Below are 14,034 nucleotides of genomic sequence, written 5' to 3'. Positions count from 1 at the left end.
AAAGCAATCAGGATGTAACATGTTGTATGTTACCCGCAAACTAACCAAGGCAAAAAAATGAGCATCAAATCCAGTTTATTAAAAATAGCCATAAAACTGACTCCAAACATAGTGATTGTCTGGGTCTCAAATTTCATTCTCAAGGGAATTGTGGAATTAACAGAGTTTAATTTTGATGTGGACGCACCCAAGCTCTATGTTCAAATTAAGCTTTACGGTGAAGAACAAACGATTGACGTTTGTGTCGAGGATTTTGCCGTATTTAATGATGGAGAATCCTATAGAGTGATCATTCATCATGCGACATCTGACCGTCCCTGGCTGAATAATTTATTATCCCGCATCATTGGAAAAGCCTGGAAAATCCCAGCTATACCCAAATTGACCTCACAACTTGAAATTGTTGCCGAACTGTTCAAAGCCAAACCACCTGCGCTGGAAAGAATCGATTAAGCTTAGCCGTCAATTCAATACGATCCGTTCGCCCTAAGCGCCGTCTTAGGGCCTGCAAGCCATGTCGGCGGTTCAGTCAGGTTCTAAGTTGAAAACCTGACTCAAAGCGCCGATCTCGACAACCGGATTTGTTTTACGCCACCAACGCATTCCATGCCGGAATGACGGCGTTACTATCCTTTCAACAACTCACGCGAACAGTTCATTAAAAAACAAGCTGATTTCTAATTTCTTAAATGCCCATCCCCATAAGCCACCCATTTGTAAGTCGTCAGCTCGTCGGGTCCGACCGGACCCCGCACATGCAGTTTATCGGTGCTGATGCCGACTACCGCCCCCAAACCATAATCGCCGCCACCTGACAATCTTGTTGAGGCGTTAATCATGACGGAGGCTGAATCAACCTGCTCTTCAAATTGCCGGGCCAACTTCAGGCTTTGCGTCACAATGCCGTCGGTATGTCCCGATCCATAGTGATTGATATGGTCAATGGCTTCATCAATATCGTTGACGATCTTGACCGAAAGGATTGGCGCCAGATACTCGGTATGCCAGTCTTCTTCTGTCGCAGGTGAAATAGTGGGCAGTAGCTTTTGCGTCTGTTCACAGCCACGCAGTTCAATTTTGTTCGAAACCATTGCCATATGAAGCAGCGACAACAGATGTTCGGCACAATGTTGATCGACTAACAGCGTTTCCAGCGCGTTACAGACCTGAACACTATGGCATTTGGAATTAATCGCGATGGCGACAGCCTGCTCCGGGTTCGCATCGGCTGTGATATAGAGATGGCAAATCCCATCGTAATGTTTGATAACAGGAATACGCGTGCCTTCGGCAATGCGCTTGATCAGCCCTTTCCCGCCGCGCGGAATCAACACATCAATATAGTCATCCATTTCGAGCAGCTGACCCACCGCCTCGTGACCGGGTGTCCGGATGATCTGTATCGCATGCTCCGGCAGGCCTGCATTAACAGCGCCTGCTATCATTGCATCAGTGAGTACTGTGTTGGTCAGCAGCGCTTCCGATCCGCCGCGCAAGATGACGGCATTACCACTTTTTATACACACGCTGGCCGCATCGGTTGTGACATTTGGGCGCGACTCATAAATAATGCCGATGACGCCTAGCGGCACCGATTTTTTGTAGACCCGCAGCCCTTCAGGATTAGTGTGTCCGGCCAGTATCCGATTGAGCGGGTCCGGCAGTTGCGCTACTTTTTTTAATCGGGACTGCATGTATTGAAAGGTTTTGTCGTCTATAGACAGACGCTTGATCATCGCCTCCGATTGCCCTTCATCTCTGGCTTTGATGATTTCCTGAGCATTAATTTCCAGCACCTGATGTTTAACCGACTCAAGCGCGTCAGCCATTTTAGCCAGGGCAAGATTACGCAATGACTCAGGCGCTGATGATAACTGGCGTGCCGCAACGCGGCTTTGCCTGGCAATGTCTTGAACAGTAGGAGTACTCATGTGTTTACAATTGACCGCATTGTGAGAGGATTAAAACTAAAGCGTTTAAATTCACATTCTATGACATACGTACTTTATCCAAAACCTAAGAAAAACATTTTTTATCAGTCTGTTGCAGCGGTGGTCCTGTTATTGAGACAGCAGAAGAAGTCCTAACGAAATATGCAGACAACTGTAAACGTTCAACGCGTCCCTCTAATGACTGAAATGTGAGCTAACGGTCGCCCTGTTTTATGTATGCTATTGCGATACTTGGGTTAGTTCTGATATTTCAAGTGCGTGTTCCATCTCAATAGCGAGCTACATAACTGTATTTTCTATAGACCTTTCAAATACATGGCTCACACCCAGATTAGCCCTACCCTGTTTACAGTGGCGACATAAGGTGAGCCCTCTAAAATGTATGGTACAATTGCTATCAACACCTGAATTAGTGAATAAGAATATGTTTTTAAAAGACTTTTATAATATACAGGATGGCAATGTCACTATTGCCACCGAACATGCCAGCATGTTCGCCAAAGAAGTGGCGCATGATTTCAACCCCTTACATGATGTCGATGCCAAACGTTTTTGCGTGCCAGGCGATTTACTGTTTTCGCTGGTGTTGGAAAAATATGGCCTTAGCCAAAATATGCACTTTGTCTTTGCCGGCATGGTCGGACATGGCCTGTTATTAAACTTTCCCGACACCGAAGCCGAGCGGTTTGATGTGACCGATAGTCAAGGCAAACCCTATTTGCAAGTCGAACGCTCAGGGGAGATGAGTCGAGATTCAACATTGATTGAAAGTTTTATTCGCGATTATGTGGCTTTCTCGGGACAGAATTTCCCCTATGTACTGGTTCCTTTATTAGCCAAGGAAAATGTAACTTTTAATATCAACAGGCCGTTAGTGATATACGAAAGTATGACTCTAACATTTGATCATCTTAACTTTCACCAAGCGTCCGTTAAGATGTTGGAGCCGAAGATAGAAGTCAACGGCAAGCGCGCATCGGCTTATTTGCATTTTCAGATCAACAGTGGCGATGAGACAGTAGGTACAGGCTTTAAAAAGCTGGCGATCAGTGTGACGAATGGTTTTGAAGCAGAGTCGATGCAGGTTTTTGTCAATGAATATTTGGCCAAGAAAAACGCTTATCAGGGCAATTTAGCTGTAACAGCCCATCAAGAGCAAAGTAATTTCAACCAGATCTAAACAAAGGTCACAAGAAACGCGCCCTCAACAGGCGCGTCAGCACTGCAGGATCATTGATCAAAGCACGCAGAGCCTTATTTCAGGCGAAGTAGGTAGTTAATTGAGCGCGGGAGTATGGAGTCCCTCCGACTCGAGTGGCGTAATGGAAAAAGGAATGCAAGCCATCTATTTGAAAGAAGGCGTGGTTCAAAATCGGTTAATGCCCCTAATCTCGGCTTTTCTGGTTGCCAACCATTGGTATGCTTTGACTGTTTTCTTCCGGCTTAACGCTACTTAACCGCTGCATACAGTTTATGCGCTGCTCTTCCATTTATACCCATCGTAGATCGAAATTCGTCATCGGGGTGCCCGTCAAAGGACGCCGTAAAACCATCCATATGTAGGCTTTATGCCAGCATCCATGCTGGTAAAGCCTTTGCTGAACAACCCGTTGCCTCCTTAGGCACTGCCGAAATTTGAAGTGCGAAAGGTATACATTGTTCCTCTAAACGCTGCGGCTCTAGGGAACAGATAAAACCAGCGCTATAAAATTGAACAATGGACAAGGTTAAAAAGAAGCTTACAACAGCTCAGAAATGTGCAAGAAAAAAGACAAAAGAAGAAAATCAAAAGAAGTACCTCTGTGTATTCGTGAATGGCAAGCAAGTAACAGTAAAAAGACCGCCCATGATCGAAGGAATTGATGCTGACGAGTACATCCAGCAAAATGCTGATCCCATTTGGCTGCATCAATACGGCTTGTGGGAATACATAAGGGACGAGGGAGAAAAGCAAGAAGCCGATACTGAGGACAGGGATAAACGGTAATGCCATTTTTTTAAAATGGGCAAATTCTCCCAACTGTTTGACAAGCCGAAAACGATAAATTGAATGTCTCAGTCCGATAATCAAAACGATCAAGCAAAGCTTCCGGACCAGAGTCTTGCTTGTAGTTTCGCGCAAACTTTCGAACAACACCGGCAAAAGTTAAACGACATCGTTGAGTCGCACCTTGATGAGGCTAAAAACCGTGTCACACCCGTCTATTTGGCGTATTTTTCTTCAACAAGTGTCGTCTTAAGCCGCCATTGGCGACACCGAGGCGATATTCCCAAGGAGTTAGCTACCTTACCTCGTTCTGCTTGGGGCTTTATCAAGTCAGCCGCCACCCGGAAGAAAAATCAACCTGATAAACAACTCAATTCTGTTGCTTTATCGGGTAAGCAACTTAAGTTGTATTCCGCGATTGAAGTCGATTTGCTTGATTTACCCGGCTTGGACAAAAAGCTCCAGGATTATGTGGCTCATTATCAAGCTAATTTCGAGGCCCAATTGAGTGATTTGCTTGACGGACTGCCCACCCATCAGCGTGAAGACGTTGAGAGACAACTCACCCATCATATTGAACGAATGTCTGTTCCTGTTGAAGGTTCACGAGAAGCCTTGATGTTTTTATTGACCGGATTACTCGGGAAAGGTCTGGGAGCCAGTGGCTTTGGCAGCAGCATCGCTACTGGGCAAGCTGCTGCAACAGCGATTTATACCAGCAATCTGTCCTGGTGGGGCAGTTTATGGGTGAGTCTAACCGGAGTTCCTGCTTGGGTAGGTTGGGTTGGGGCAACCAGCGGATTAATGGCCACCCTCATCATCGCGCCTTTTTTATCACCTTTGCTGGAAGTTGGCATCAATCGATTTCGAGGCAAAAAGATGTTACTTGAAATCATTGAGCAAGTGAGGAAGCGTGTCATCAAACCACCAAACGATGCGGTCGATGTTTTAGGCAAGTTGGCGGTCTATCTGCAACTCCTTCCGGATATTATTCATTTTGCGGCAAAGATCAAGCCATGATTGATAGCGTATAAGTCCTTTTTCCAGGCACCATCGCCTTGAAAGGCTAACCATCACGATGATTTTGTGGCGTAATGGGTAACGGTATAGATTTGACGCAATGTTATTAACACGAATCTTACGATACATTTCACAATCGCTATGAGGCATTGAGCTGATGGGAATCACTGCACAGTCTTCAAATGGGAAAAATACTCAGACCCAAATTTTCTTGGTCACCGGGGCGATAGGCAAGGTTATTGCCCGGCAATTGACTAACCTACAAGATTCCAAGGTTGCATTAGTATGCCGCGATCAACAGAAAGCGGTACTGGCGGACAATTAAATAAACTCTCTGACCGGAAATGCTGAAGTGAGCTATGAGCTTGCAGACTTAAGCAGGTATGAACAAATCCACTACTTGGCAAAACGGTGGCAAGGGCCTTTACATGTTTTTTTATCAACAATGCTGCTTCATCTCTACACCGAGCGCAGCTTACGTGAGCGGGTATTTGCGATACTTGAAGAGGTCATGCCCGACCGTGCGAGCGGGAAAGGCCAAGCGAACCGCCAAACCGGGCGGCCCGGCATAGAGCAGTGGAAGATACTGGTGTTGGGCGTTCTGCGCTTAGGTCTAAGTGTGGATTACGACCGGGTTCAAGGGTTAGCCAACCAACACAAGACGATTCGGCAGATGCTAGGACACAGCGATTGGCTGGACGAGCACTGCTATGAGCTGCAAACCATCCGGAAAAACGTCAGTTTGTTCACGCTTGAGATTCGGGATCGCATCAATGAGGAAGTCGTCCATACGGGACACCAAGCGTTAAAAAAAACGCTGAAGAAAGCCTGAAATCCCGCGCTGATTCCTTTGTGGTCAAAACACACGTGTATTTCCTCACTGACATCAATCTGCTGTGGGATACCATCCGCAAAACCCTGCACACCTAATAAGCTGTTTTGTGCGATGCATTGGATTTAATCGAATGGCGCCAAAGCGCCTATCACTTGCGGTGTTTAAAAAAAGCTACCGGCTGATTCAAAAACTCAAACACTCCTCCTCGCAAGATGAAGCCAAGCGTCAGGCCAAGCAAGACGAGATCAATGCCGATTATCAAGCCTACATCGACCAAGCGGAAGTTTATGTGCAACGCGCACGTGTTGACTGGCCCATGTCTGAATCGCGAACAGAGCGTCCCCTTTGCGTTGTTAACGGAACTCGAAACCTACCTGACGAAGACAAAGGCGGGTGTTCCCGTGGAACTGGGCTTACGGGCGGCTGTTGTCGAAGATCAACACCGCTTTATTCTGCACCATCACATCATGGAAAAAGCCACCGACGATCAAATTGCCGTCCCTTTGGTTGAACAAACCCAAGCCTGCTTTCTGCGATATCCGCATGATTAACATTAAAACCAGAACCCCATAAATTATTTTGTATTGCAGCAACTTGCAATCCGTTGACATATAGCCTGACTGTTTCACTGCCGCCTCCAATCCCATCTCTATCCCACATAACAGCGATATGATTCCAATCGTTCAGTTTTGGTAAAAATGTGGCCGTTGCCTGACATGTCTGTAAGTTGCCGCACTTAGACATATGGATGTGGTGATCTCCAAAGCTTGCGTGCCCCATCGGGATGGCTTTATGGCGTACAAGAGCGGGCATGTCGGGTCTGTTGTTTGAGCGGACACTGTAGAATTGATCATTACATACTGAAACTGATGAATTCATTTTGTGAAGATGTGGGGTTAATCTTTGGCCTTACGCATCAGATTGATTTTTTTCACAAGTGAAATATTTCGGTTGTTGGATTTCGTTCTACGGAACCAACCCAACCTAACCCATGTATACCTTTGTTTTTGGCTATGTTCGCGTTATTAGTTGAAAGCACTTCAACGCCGTCATTCAGGCATGGATTGACGAAGCCGTTAAACCGTGTAAGCGAATAGAGGTCACAAGGATGTGAAAGTCCAACGCCATCCATGGCTTCTGGAACTCGGCAATCCATGCAGAGGCAACACCCACTATTAACGCGAACACACCCTTGTTTTTGCTGCTTAGCTGAATGGTTTTAAACTGAAAAGCTATTCAGCTATGAGGCCAAAAGCCGATCCAACGTGCGAATATGCTCTTGTTGGGCGGGTAGCAGCTTCGTTTCAATCAAAGATTGAACATCTGAGGACAGCTCAGTATCTTCCAACGCTTCTTCATAGTTCTCAGCGCCACTTTTCTCGCCCACCTGTAAAGCCTTGAATGCTGCATCTTTACCCAGCAGATTGGCACTTCCCTGGACTATTTTGGCCCAAGTTCCCCAAGCACCTGAGTCTTCGCAAGGCGTGCCTCCCAGTCTAGTGATCAATGACTGTAAGCTGGACACCGCGTCTTTATGACTTTCATAAATCGGCTTCAATGCTTCTGATTCGCTGAGTCCGGCATCCTCACGAAGCTTTTCCAGGGCCTGTTCATAAGTTTCTGTTGCAGATAATTCATCTTTCAGAAATTTGTTGAGTGTTTCAATGTTATGCATAATAAAATCTCTCTATGTTTATGGTTTTGATGTAAGCGATTGAATCAGTGATAGCATCAAGCTTAAAGAGACGTTTCCTCAGTTGAGGAAATATCCTCGGCATGAGCCTGTTCGAAGATTTCTTTGGCTTTATGGATCGCTTCGCTGCTGGTCGTATGCACGGAAATCAAGGCGCTGCCTCCGGTGATTTTTCCTTCGTAGCGTTTGGCTTCATATTCAGGGATACCCAGCCCGATTAAGGCTCCAGTCAAACTACCAGCGGCCGCTCCCACTGCTGCACCGCTCAATGCTCCCATGATGGGGCCTGCAGCGATAAACGGACCTACACCAGGAATAGCCAGACTGCCAATACCGGCTAACAAGCCAATGAGACCGCCGGCGCCAAAACCTACTGTTCCTCCTATAGCCGCCCCTTCCGGCGCTTTGGTGTGCTTTTCATGAGCAAAATCCTGGGTAGAGGATTTGTCGGGAAGGAGTACAGATATATCGCTGGTAGAAAATCCCCCATTCTTTAGACTTTTAATAATGCTCTCTGTCTGATCGATACTTTGGGCTATACAAAAAACTGCTTTACTCATGGGATTCTCCTTGGATTTAAGGGGCCTTGATTTCAAGTTGATTGTCTACCTGCACTACGCCGGGTGTCTCTGTGGCTATTTTATGCAGCTTCAAGCTTTCCACTTCAGTTTCAACCGGCCCACGCAAAGTCACTACACCATGACGAGAAATGATTTTCGCATTCTGCGCATTGACTGAAAGTGTTTCATCCTTGACTACAGCTTGCCGTATGGTGGCAGTAATCTTGATGTCATGTTCGTTTTCTTTTTGATCGGCCGGGGTTAAATTGGCGTCATCCTTGTCGCGAACATTTCGCCCGGTATTTTCCAATTCCGCACCGGCCTCCGCCAATTGGAATGAGGTATTTTGTTCGGCTCCAGCGGTGCCAGTCATGATGACTAGACTGCCCGTTAAAGTGACCATACTTAAAAGTAATCGTGTAGACATAAATAACTCCTTTGGGTTTGTTGTTTTTGTAAGAATGTTGCCTTCAATGACGACTCAGGGCTTTACTACCTGAATGAGAAGAGGCAGATGCTTTCCTTGGGTCATTGGGGTGTCTTCCTCTCCTGTTTGGACGAAATCGAATAGCGGCCTAACTAGTTCACGAATATGGCTATTAAAATAATGATGGGAATAGGAATGCCGAGAAAGTACAAAAGTATTGAACGCATCACTTGTCTCCTGAGTTTTTTGGTTGGAAAACACTAATACTGGTCACGCTGTTGGCCCCCGAATATTGCCGCGTAGCTGGCAACGAATGCGCCGGACGGTAATGATATGAAGAACCACGATGTTGGAAAGTATTGAACGAATCACGATCGGTAGTCTGTACGCCATCACACATTGAGAGATTCTGATGTAGTTGGACATCGCATCATCCTCTGGTTTCCCAATCAGGAACCGTGGATTAGCGTGATTTTCTAAATCAAAGTTGCTGATGAAGTCATTGTGTGGAGATGTCTAAATGAATTAAACCCTGCATTAATTCCACTGGGATTAACAGCGGAAAAAAGGGTCATCCATTAGCCTGTCGTAGTCAATTTGCGACATACTCATCATACATATCTTTTTTTCTAGCCTTCGCAGGTCGCTTATGAGCACTGCAAACCGAAAGTCTAGGGCTAAATACCCCCTTGCGTAGCGAGAAATCTACTTTACCTCACTGAGCCGCCAATAAGGGCGCCATTAAATCACGGCAACACAATTTCAATTTTTAGATTCTAAAAACCTGTCCAGCATTTGTTGATTTTTTATGGGGCCGAGTAGTTACTTAAACTGATGTTTCCCAATAATTTCAATAACGAACTGCCAATATGCCTGGGCTGCAGGAATTATCGATAGGGCCTGCAAAACGGTGGCAAACCCATTTAATAAAGCACTGTTAGCCTTAAACAGAGGCGTCATCCCGGCATTCCCTGCCGGGATGACGGCAACTATTAATGCAAACTAAGTTCTATAACAAGCCAGGACAAACCTATAAAAACTCGGAAACTTCAGTTACTTAAAAACTTTTATTTAAAAGCCGGTAACGTAAAAAAGCCAGCGCGAATCAATTTGAGTTCACGCTGACTTCATTTAAAAACTGCTTGCTAAGGCTAAGAAGATTGAAAAAACCTACTCAGTTTCCGCGCCCAAAAGCCGATCCAAAGTTCTAATATGCGATTGTTGAGCAGGCAGCAGCTTCGTTTCAATCAAAGTGTGAATATCTGATGACAGCTCACTCTCCTTCAACGCTTCCTCATAAGCTTCGGCGCCGCTTTTTTCTCCGCTTTGTAATGCCTTTAGGGCCGTTTCTTTTCCCAGCAGATTAGCGCTGCCCTGGACTATTTTTGCCCACGTTCCCCAGGCTCCTGAATCCTCACAGGGCGTTCCTCCCAGTCGACTGATGAGTGCCTGTAAACTGGAAACTGCCTGCTTATGATCCTCATAAATGGGCGTTAGAACCTCCGCTTCGCCAAGTCCGGCATCTTCTCGAAGTTTGTCCTGCGCCTGTTGATAGGTTTCTGTTGCCGATAATTCATCTTTCAGAAATTTGTTGAGTGTTTCAATGTTGTGCATGATATAACTCCTGGGTGATTAGTTTTTGATGACGTGCCAGTGCATCATCGATGCTTAAACTGACGCTTCCCCTGTCGAAGAAATATCCTCGGCATGAGCCAGCTCGAAGATTTTTTTCGCTTTATCAACGGCTTCGCTGCTGGTCGTATGGACCGAAATCAAAGCATTGCCGCCTTCGATTTTTCCTTCATAGCGTTTCGCTTCATACTCGGGGATGCCCATGCCGATTAAAGCACCCGCCAAACCCCCGGTGGCTGCGCCTACTGCCGCTCCGCTCAGGGCGCCCATGATGGGTCCTGCGGCGATTAACGGACCGACGCCTGGAATAGCCAGAGCACCTATACCGGCTAACAAGCCGAGTACTGCGCCAGTGCCTAAACCCACTGACCCACCAATAGCAGCGCCTTCCGGCGCTTTGGTGTTCTTTTCATGCGCAAAATCCTGGGTGGTGGATTTGTCGGGAAACAGCACTGATACATCATTGTGGGAAAATCCCGCGGTAATCAGGTCATTAACGATGCTCTCTGCCTGACCGGTGTTTTGGGCGATACAAAATACTGCTTTACTCATGGCGTTCTCCTGAGCCTTTACGGCGCTTTAATTTCAAGTTGATTATCTACCTGCACGACGCCGGGTGTTTGCTTGGCGATAGCATGCAGTTTGATTTTTTCGGCTTCACTTTCAACAGGCCCACGCAAAGTCACCACGCCATTTCGGGTGATGATTTTTGTATTTTGCGCATTGACTGATAGCGACTCATTTCTAACCACGGCTTGCCGGATGGCCGCTGTGATGGCGATATCGCCTTCGGTTTCCTTTTGATCTACCGGGGTTAAAGTCGCATCATCTCTGTCGCGAACATTGCGCTCGGTGTTTTCCAGTTCCGAACTGGAGCCGTTCGCCAAATAGAGGACGGCACCCTGTTCGGCTTGAACGGAACCGCTCATCAGGAGTAGGCTGCCGGTTAAAGTGAACACAGCTAATAATAAGTGTGTAGACATAGTAAGCTCCTAAATAGTGAGTGTTTCTTTTCGAAATTGGTGAATGGCCTCGGCTTTATCCTTTTGATTCAACAAATGGCCACCCACTTTGCCTAACTACAAACGGCATCATTAATCCGCTGATGCTCGGTAAAACAGGTTATCGTAGGCAACCCGATCGATGGTCTAGCGACTGCTTATCAGACGGCTTAACAGAAAACCGGCTCCAACGGCTATACCTAATGAAGCTGCAGGGTTTTTATCAATGTAAACCCGGCAATTTTCTAAAAATTTCTGCTCCACATTTTTTAATTGCTCGCCTTTTTGACCCAGCACTTCTGCCGCCTGAGTGGTTGCATTAGCTACTTTGTCAACAGCTGAATGGACGCCTGATCTAAGTCGGTCGACAGTCTCATCGACTGTAGTGGTCTTCTCTGCTGCTTTCATAATGTATTCCTTGATAAAAATGAAATTGGATTAGTTAAGTTTTAAAATCTGATGCTTTCAAAACACTGCGATCCAATGATGGCAAACTGACATTTACAACCTTTTGAATGGCTGCAGGTGGACTGACGATTAATGATTGAACAACAAATAAATAATAATCAAAACAATCGTCGGCACACCCACGAGCCAGCCTATAAAATATTTACCCATAACACATCTCCGCTAAAATATGCGTGTAATAATTGGTTAATTGTTGACTTGGCGTACCTTCAAGCATGCTGTCAAGTAACACGATTATGCACGTTGACAAAAAGTGTAATGGAAAGGGGCCCTAGATTCTGTACGTTGTCAAACATTGGAGATAAACTATTTTTAGCTGACCCCGACGCTCGTTTTTTTAAAATTATTTTGATCTCCCAAATTTCTTCTTTAGATCAATCTTCCTTCGGTAACCCCTCCACTACCTGTGTTCATGACCAGATAACTTAAAGACTCATTGCCAGGCCCAGCGAGAATGTAGCGCTTGGCGCCCGATGGTATAGCTCGACTTAAAATGCCGCCCTTGTCATCTACACCTCCCTACGCACTTCCCGGAATGATGCTGAAGATGGACTCCTATTGCAGACCTGCCGGATGGATAATCCGCCGCCATGACTTTGTTGCAGGAGTCCATTGCCCAGGAGGTTCTGCAGTATGCCTGCAATGCCACCGGGCCAATCTCGATCGATGATCATTTCATAAATCCGGAGTCTGCTGCCGTCACCGGTTCGCAGGGGTTCAGAGCCCGCAAAAAAATCCTCCGCTATGTTTGTTTGCGAACCGACTAAACGGACTGACGAACTTACTATGGCCCTAAGTGAGATGGACCATCGCCTAAGGACATAGCTTCCCAGCCGGTCCTGCGAGGTTGGCAGCCTGCTCCATTCCGCAGCCGTAAAGGGCCGCGTGACTTGGAATTCCCAAGTCTGACCTTTAATATTTTTGAGGATAAAGTTATGACCAAGACCGCGCATAAACCCGCCATGCAGCACGAAGAGGACGCCATCACGTTACTTACTGAAGATCACAAGAAGGTAAAAAAAACTGTTTGCGGAGTTTGCCAAACTCGCCAAGGACAAGGGAAACGATAAAGCAAAAGCAGAAGTAGTTCAGCAAATATGCATGGAACTGAACATCCATACCCAAGCCGAGGAAGAAATATTTTACCCGGCGGTTCGCGCCGCCCTCAAGGACGATGAATTGATGAACGAAGCTGACGTGGAGCATGCCGGAGCCAAAAACCTCATTGCGCAACTTGAGGCAATGACACCCGCACACGACCACTACGTAGCAATGGTTATCGTACTCGGCGAAATGATCGATCATCATGTCAAGGAAGAAGAAGAAAAAATGTTTCCAAAAGCTAAGAAAGCCAAGGTCGATATTGCCGCGCTAGGTGCAGCAATGAGCCAACGCAAGCATGAGTTGCAGTCGGAGAGAGGCGAAGCCGAAAAACCGGTCAAGGCCAGAAAAGCCCAATCGCGTTGAGTATTACCCACTGGGCAATCTGTTTAGGCCGCCCTGCGGCTTCGTGAATCCCGGTGCCGGTACTAACTAATCGGTGGCATTGGCACAGGGGCCGCAAAGTAAGTCAAGAGTAAAATACAACTTAAAGAGACGAGGAAATTACTATGGAAATTACAGACAAAGCAACTAATTCCGCCAATGAGGCTGTCGATAAGGTCGCCGATGCAGCCAGCCAGGCTGCGAAATCGCTGGGTGAAAAAGGCGAACAACTGAAAAAAACCGAGCAGCAATGGATGAAAGATTGCCGCGGTTATATCAGTGAGAACCCCATGCTGTCAGTGAGTATCGCGGCAGCGGCGGGCTTTCTGCTGAGCCGCCTGGTTAGCCGAACTTAAACCGAACGTTAAATATCATGAAGCCGAATGCCGCAAATGAGACTAGAGGCTTTAATAGAGAGGAAACCACCATGGAAATCATAGACAAAGCGGCTAATACCGCAAATGAGGCTATTGATAAGGTCGCCAACGCAACCAATCAAGCCGCAGAAGCGCTCGGTAAAAAAGGCGAGCAACTCAAAAATGCAGAGCAGCAATTGCTGGAGGATTGCCGCGTTTATATTCGTGACAACCCCATCACGTCGGTGGGTATCGCAGTAGCGGCCGGTTTTCTGCTGAGCCGCCTGATAAGCCGAACTTAGACCTGACGTTAAATATTATGAACCCGAACGCCGTAAATGAGACTTGCGGCTTTAAATAAAGAGGAAACCATTATGGAAGTAGTAGACAAAGCGGCTAATTCCGCAAATGAAGCTGTCGATAAGGTCGCCAACGCAACCAATCAAGCTGCAGAAGCGCTCGGTAAAAAAGGCGAGCAACTCAAAAATGCAGAGCAGCAGTTGATGGAGAATTGCCATGTTTATATTCGCAACAACCCCATCAGGTCGATGGGAATCGCAGTGGCGGCTGGCTTTTTGCTGAGCCGCGTTGTGAGCGGCCGTTAGACCGTCAAACCGT

The 14,034-nt window shown here is 46.6% G+C and carries 20 protein-coding genes and 1 pseudogene; 12 read left to right on the top strand and 9 right to left on the bottom strand.

Annotation, left to right across the window (positions count from 1 at the left end):
* Positions 1-57 precede the first annotated feature (57 nt).
* The gene (locus GO003_RS12370; protein ID WP_159656533.1) at positions 58-453 is read left to right on the top strand and encodes a hypothetical protein; all 396 of its coding nucleotides are present in this window, start codon (positions 58-60) and stop codon (positions 451-453) included.
* A 224-nt stretch (positions 454-677) separates the two neighbouring features.
* Here the strand turns inward: GO003_RS12370 and GO003_RS12365 are convergent, their stop codons facing one another.
* Positions 678-1,931, bottom strand: coding sequence for a glutamate-5-semialdehyde dehydrogenase (locus GO003_RS12365; protein WP_159656535.1), 1,254 nt, complete (start codon positions 1,929-1,931; stop codon positions 678-680).
* Positions 1,932-2,376: 445 nt separating this feature from the next.
* On the opposite strand from GO003_RS12365, the gene GO003_RS12360 reads away from it, so the two are divergent.
* The 6 genes and pseudogenes from GO003_RS12360 to GO003_RS12340 all read left to right on the top strand — a co-directional run bounded on the left by GO003_RS12360 (position 2,377) and on the right by GO003_RS12340 (position 6,345).
* On the top strand, positions 2,377-3,132 hold the full coding sequence (locus tag GO003_RS12360; protein ID WP_159656537.1) for a DUF3581 family protein: 756 nt from the start codon (positions 2,377-2,379) through the stop codon (positions 3,130-3,132).
* 154 nt (positions 3,133-3,286) lie between these two features.
* Complete coding sequence (locus GO003_RS26180; protein WP_269144385.1) at positions 3,287-3,409, top strand: hypothetical protein; 123 nt, start codon at positions 3,287-3,289, stop codon at positions 3,407-3,409.
* A gap of 260 nt (positions 3,410-3,669) precedes the next feature.
* Positions 3,670-3,939, top strand: coding sequence for a hypothetical protein (locus GO003_RS12355; RefSeq protein WP_159656539.1), 270 nt, complete (start codon positions 3,670-3,672; stop codon positions 3,937-3,939).
* 63 nt (positions 3,940-4,002) lie between these two features.
* Positions 4,003-4,959, top strand: coding sequence for a hypothetical protein (locus GO003_RS12350; RefSeq protein WP_231088970.1), 957 nt, complete (start codon positions 4,003-4,005; stop codon positions 4,957-4,959).
* Positions 4,960-5,416: 457 nt separating this feature from the next.
* Positions 5,417-5,878, top strand: a pseudogene (locus GO003_RS12345) (ISNCY family transposase); the annotation flags it as partial.
* 203 nt (positions 5,879-6,081) lie between these two features.
* A complete protein-coding gene (locus GO003_RS12340) occupies positions 6,082-6,345 on the top strand; it encodes a hypothetical protein (protein WP_164505739.1) in 264 nt (87 codons plus the stop codon).
* A gap of 689 nt (positions 6,346-7,034) precedes the next feature.
* On the opposite strand, the gene GO003_RS12335 is transcribed toward GO003_RS12340, so the two are convergent.
* The 8 genes from GO003_RS12335 to GO003_RS12300 all read right to left on the bottom strand — a co-directional run bounded on the left by GO003_RS12335 (position 7,035) and on the right by GO003_RS12300 (position 12,249).
* Positions 7,035-7,469 carry a DUF2383 domain-containing protein gene (locus GO003_RS12335; protein ID WP_159658503.1) on the bottom strand — a complete coding sequence of 145 codons (435 nt, stop codon included), beginning with the start codon at positions 7,467-7,469 and terminating at the stop codon, positions 7,035-7,037.
* Between the two features lie 62 nt (positions 7,470-7,531).
* The gene (locus GO003_RS12330; RefSeq protein ID WP_159658504.1) at positions 7,532-8,047 is read right to left on the bottom strand and encodes a hypothetical protein; all 516 of its coding nucleotides are present in this window, start codon (positions 8,045-8,047) and stop codon (positions 7,532-7,534) included.
* Positions 8,048-8,063: 16 nt separating this feature from the next.
* Positions 8,064-8,474 (bottom strand): BON domain-containing protein, encoded by a 411-nt coding sequence (locus tag GO003_RS12325; RefSeq protein ID WP_159658505.1) that lies wholly within the window; start codon positions 8,472-8,474, stop codon positions 8,064-8,066.
* Between the two features lie 1,170 nt (positions 8,475-9,644).
* On the bottom strand, positions 9,645-10,088 hold the full coding sequence (locus GO003_RS12320; RefSeq protein WP_159658506.1) for a DUF2383 domain-containing protein: 444 nt from the start codon (positions 10,086-10,088) through the stop codon (positions 9,645-9,647).
* Positions 10,089-10,142: 54 nt separating this feature from the next.
* Positions 10,143-10,658: a hypothetical protein gene (locus tag GO003_RS12315; RefSeq protein WP_159658507.1), complete on the bottom strand. Its 516-nt coding sequence runs from the start codon at positions 10,656-10,658 to the stop codon at positions 10,143-10,145.
* A 17-nt stretch (positions 10,659-10,675) separates the two neighbouring features.
* Entirely contained in the window at positions 10,676-11,089 is a 414-nt protein-coding gene (locus GO003_RS12310; RefSeq protein WP_159658508.1) for a BON domain-containing protein, read from the bottom strand.
* Between the two features lie 165 nt (positions 11,090-11,254).
* The gene (locus tag GO003_RS12305) at positions 11,255-11,515 is read right to left on the bottom strand and encodes a DUF883 domain-containing protein (RefSeq protein WP_159658509.1); all 261 of its coding nucleotides are present in this window, start codon (positions 11,513-11,515) and stop codon (positions 11,255-11,257) included.
* A 569-nt stretch (positions 11,516-12,084) separates the two neighbouring features.
* Positions 12,085-12,249 (bottom strand): hypothetical protein, encoded by a 165-nt coding sequence (locus tag GO003_RS12300; RefSeq protein ID WP_159658510.1) that lies wholly within the window; start codon positions 12,247-12,249, stop codon positions 12,085-12,087.
* Between the two features lie 261 nt (positions 12,250-12,510).
* Here GO003_RS12300 and GO003_RS26175 point away from each other — a divergent pair, with 261 nt between their 5' ends.
* The 5 genes from GO003_RS26175 to GO003_RS12280 all read left to right on the top strand — a co-directional run bounded on the left by GO003_RS26175 (position 12,511) and on the right by GO003_RS12280 (position 14,021).
* Positions 12,511-12,645 carry a hypothetical protein gene (locus GO003_RS26175; protein WP_269144384.1) on the top strand — a complete coding sequence of 45 codons (135 nt, stop codon included), beginning with the start codon at positions 12,511-12,513 and terminating at the stop codon, positions 12,643-12,645.
* Positions 12,599-13,042, top strand: a complete 444-nt coding sequence (locus GO003_RS12295) for a hemerythrin domain-containing protein (protein WP_331001663.1) — start codon at positions 12,599-12,601, stop codon at positions 13,040-13,042. The genes GO003_RS26175 and GO003_RS12295 overlap by 47 nt, the downstream gene beginning before the upstream one ends.
* A gap of 143 nt (positions 13,043-13,185) precedes the next feature.
* Positions 13,186-13,416, top strand: a complete 231-nt coding sequence (locus tag GO003_RS12290) for a DUF883 family protein (RefSeq protein WP_159658512.1) — start codon at positions 13,186-13,188, stop codon at positions 13,414-13,416.
* A 71-nt stretch (positions 13,417-13,487) separates the two neighbouring features.
* Positions 13,488-13,718 (top strand): DUF883 family protein, encoded by a 231-nt coding sequence (locus tag GO003_RS12285; protein WP_159658513.1) that lies wholly within the window; start codon positions 13,488-13,490, stop codon positions 13,716-13,718.
* Positions 13,719-13,790: 72 nt separating this feature from the next.
* Positions 13,791-14,021 carry a DUF883 family protein gene (locus tag GO003_RS12280; RefSeq protein WP_159658514.1) on the top strand — a complete coding sequence of 77 codons (231 nt, stop codon included), beginning with the start codon at positions 13,791-13,793 and terminating at the stop codon, positions 14,019-14,021.
* Positions 14,022-14,034: the final 13 nt, after the last annotated feature.

The sequence above is a fragment of the Methylicorpusculum oleiharenae genome, from assembly GCF_009828925.2.
Lineage (GTDB): Bacteria > Pseudomonadota > Gammaproteobacteria > Methylococcales > Methylomonadaceae > Methylicorpusculum > Methylicorpusculum oleiharenae.
Note: the sequence above shows the minus strand (reverse complement) of the source record. Positions and strands in the feature narration are given on the sequence as shown.

Excerpts from the sequence above, each read along its gene's own strand:
- GO003_RS12370 (WP_159656533.1), top strand. The coding sequence starts at position 58 with ATGAGCATCAAATCCAGTTTATTAAAAATAGCCATAAAACTGACTCCA.
- GO003_RS12365 (WP_159656535.1), bottom strand. The coding sequence starts at position 1,931 with ATGAGTACTCCTACTGTTCAAGACATTGCCAGGCAAAGCCGCGTTGCG.
- GO003_RS12360 (WP_159656537.1), top strand. The coding sequence starts at position 2,377 with ATGTTTTTAAAAGACTTTTATAATATACAGGATGGCAATGTCACTATT.
- GO003_RS26180 (WP_269144385.1), top strand. The coding sequence starts at position 3,287 with ATGCAAGCCATCTATTTGAAAGAAGGCGTGGTTCAAAATCGGTTAATG.
- GO003_RS12355 (WP_159656539.1), top strand. The coding sequence starts at position 3,670 with ATGGACAAGGTTAAAAAGAAGCTTACAACAGCTCAGAAATGTGCAAGA.
- GO003_RS12350 (WP_231088970.1), top strand. The coding sequence starts at position 4,003 with ATGTCTCAGTCCGATAATCAAAACGATCAAGCAAAGCTTCCGGACCAG.
- GO003_RS12340 (WP_164505739.1), top strand. The coding sequence starts at position 6,082 with ATGTGCAACGCGCACGTGTTGACTGGCCCATGTCTGAATCGCGAACAG.
- GO003_RS12335 (WP_159658503.1), bottom strand. The coding sequence starts at position 7,469 with ATGCATAACATTGAAACACTCAACAAATTTCTGAAAGATGAATTATCT.
- GO003_RS12330 (WP_159658504.1), bottom strand. The coding sequence starts at position 8,047 with ATGAGTAAAGCAGTTTTTTGTATAGCCCAAAGTATCGATCAGACAGAG.
- GO003_RS12325 (WP_159658505.1), bottom strand. The coding sequence starts at position 8,474 with ATGTCTACACGATTACTTTTAAGTATGGTCACTTTAACGGGCAGTCTA.
- GO003_RS12320 (WP_159658506.1), bottom strand. The coding sequence starts at position 10,088 with ATGCACAACATTGAAACACTCAACAAATTTCTGAAAGATGAATTATCG.
- GO003_RS12315 (WP_159658507.1), bottom strand. The coding sequence starts at position 10,658 with ATGAGTAAAGCAGTATTTTGTATCGCCCAAAACACCGGTCAGGCAGAG.
- GO003_RS12310 (WP_159658508.1), bottom strand. The coding sequence starts at position 11,089 with ATGTCTACACACTTATTATTAGCTGTGTTCACTTTAACCGGCAGCCTA.
- GO003_RS12305 (WP_159658509.1), bottom strand. The coding sequence starts at position 11,515 with ATGAAAGCAGCAGAGAAGACCACTACAGTCGATGAGACTGTCGACCGA.
- GO003_RS12300 (WP_159658510.1), bottom strand. The coding sequence starts at position 12,249 with ATGATCATCGATCGAGATTGGCCCGGTGGCATTGCAGGCATACTGCAG.
- GO003_RS26175 (WP_269144384.1), top strand. The coding sequence starts at position 12,511 with ATGACCAAGACCGCGCATAAACCCGCCATGCAGCACGAAGAGGACGCC.
- GO003_RS12290 (WP_159658512.1), top strand. The coding sequence starts at position 13,186 with ATGGAAATTACAGACAAAGCAACTAATTCCGCCAATGAGGCTGTCGAT.
- GO003_RS12285 (WP_159658513.1), top strand. The coding sequence starts at position 13,488 with ATGGAAATCATAGACAAAGCGGCTAATACCGCAAATGAGGCTATTGAT.
- GO003_RS12280 (WP_159658514.1), top strand. The coding sequence starts at position 13,791 with ATGGAAGTAGTAGACAAAGCGGCTAATTCCGCAAATGAAGCTGTCGAT.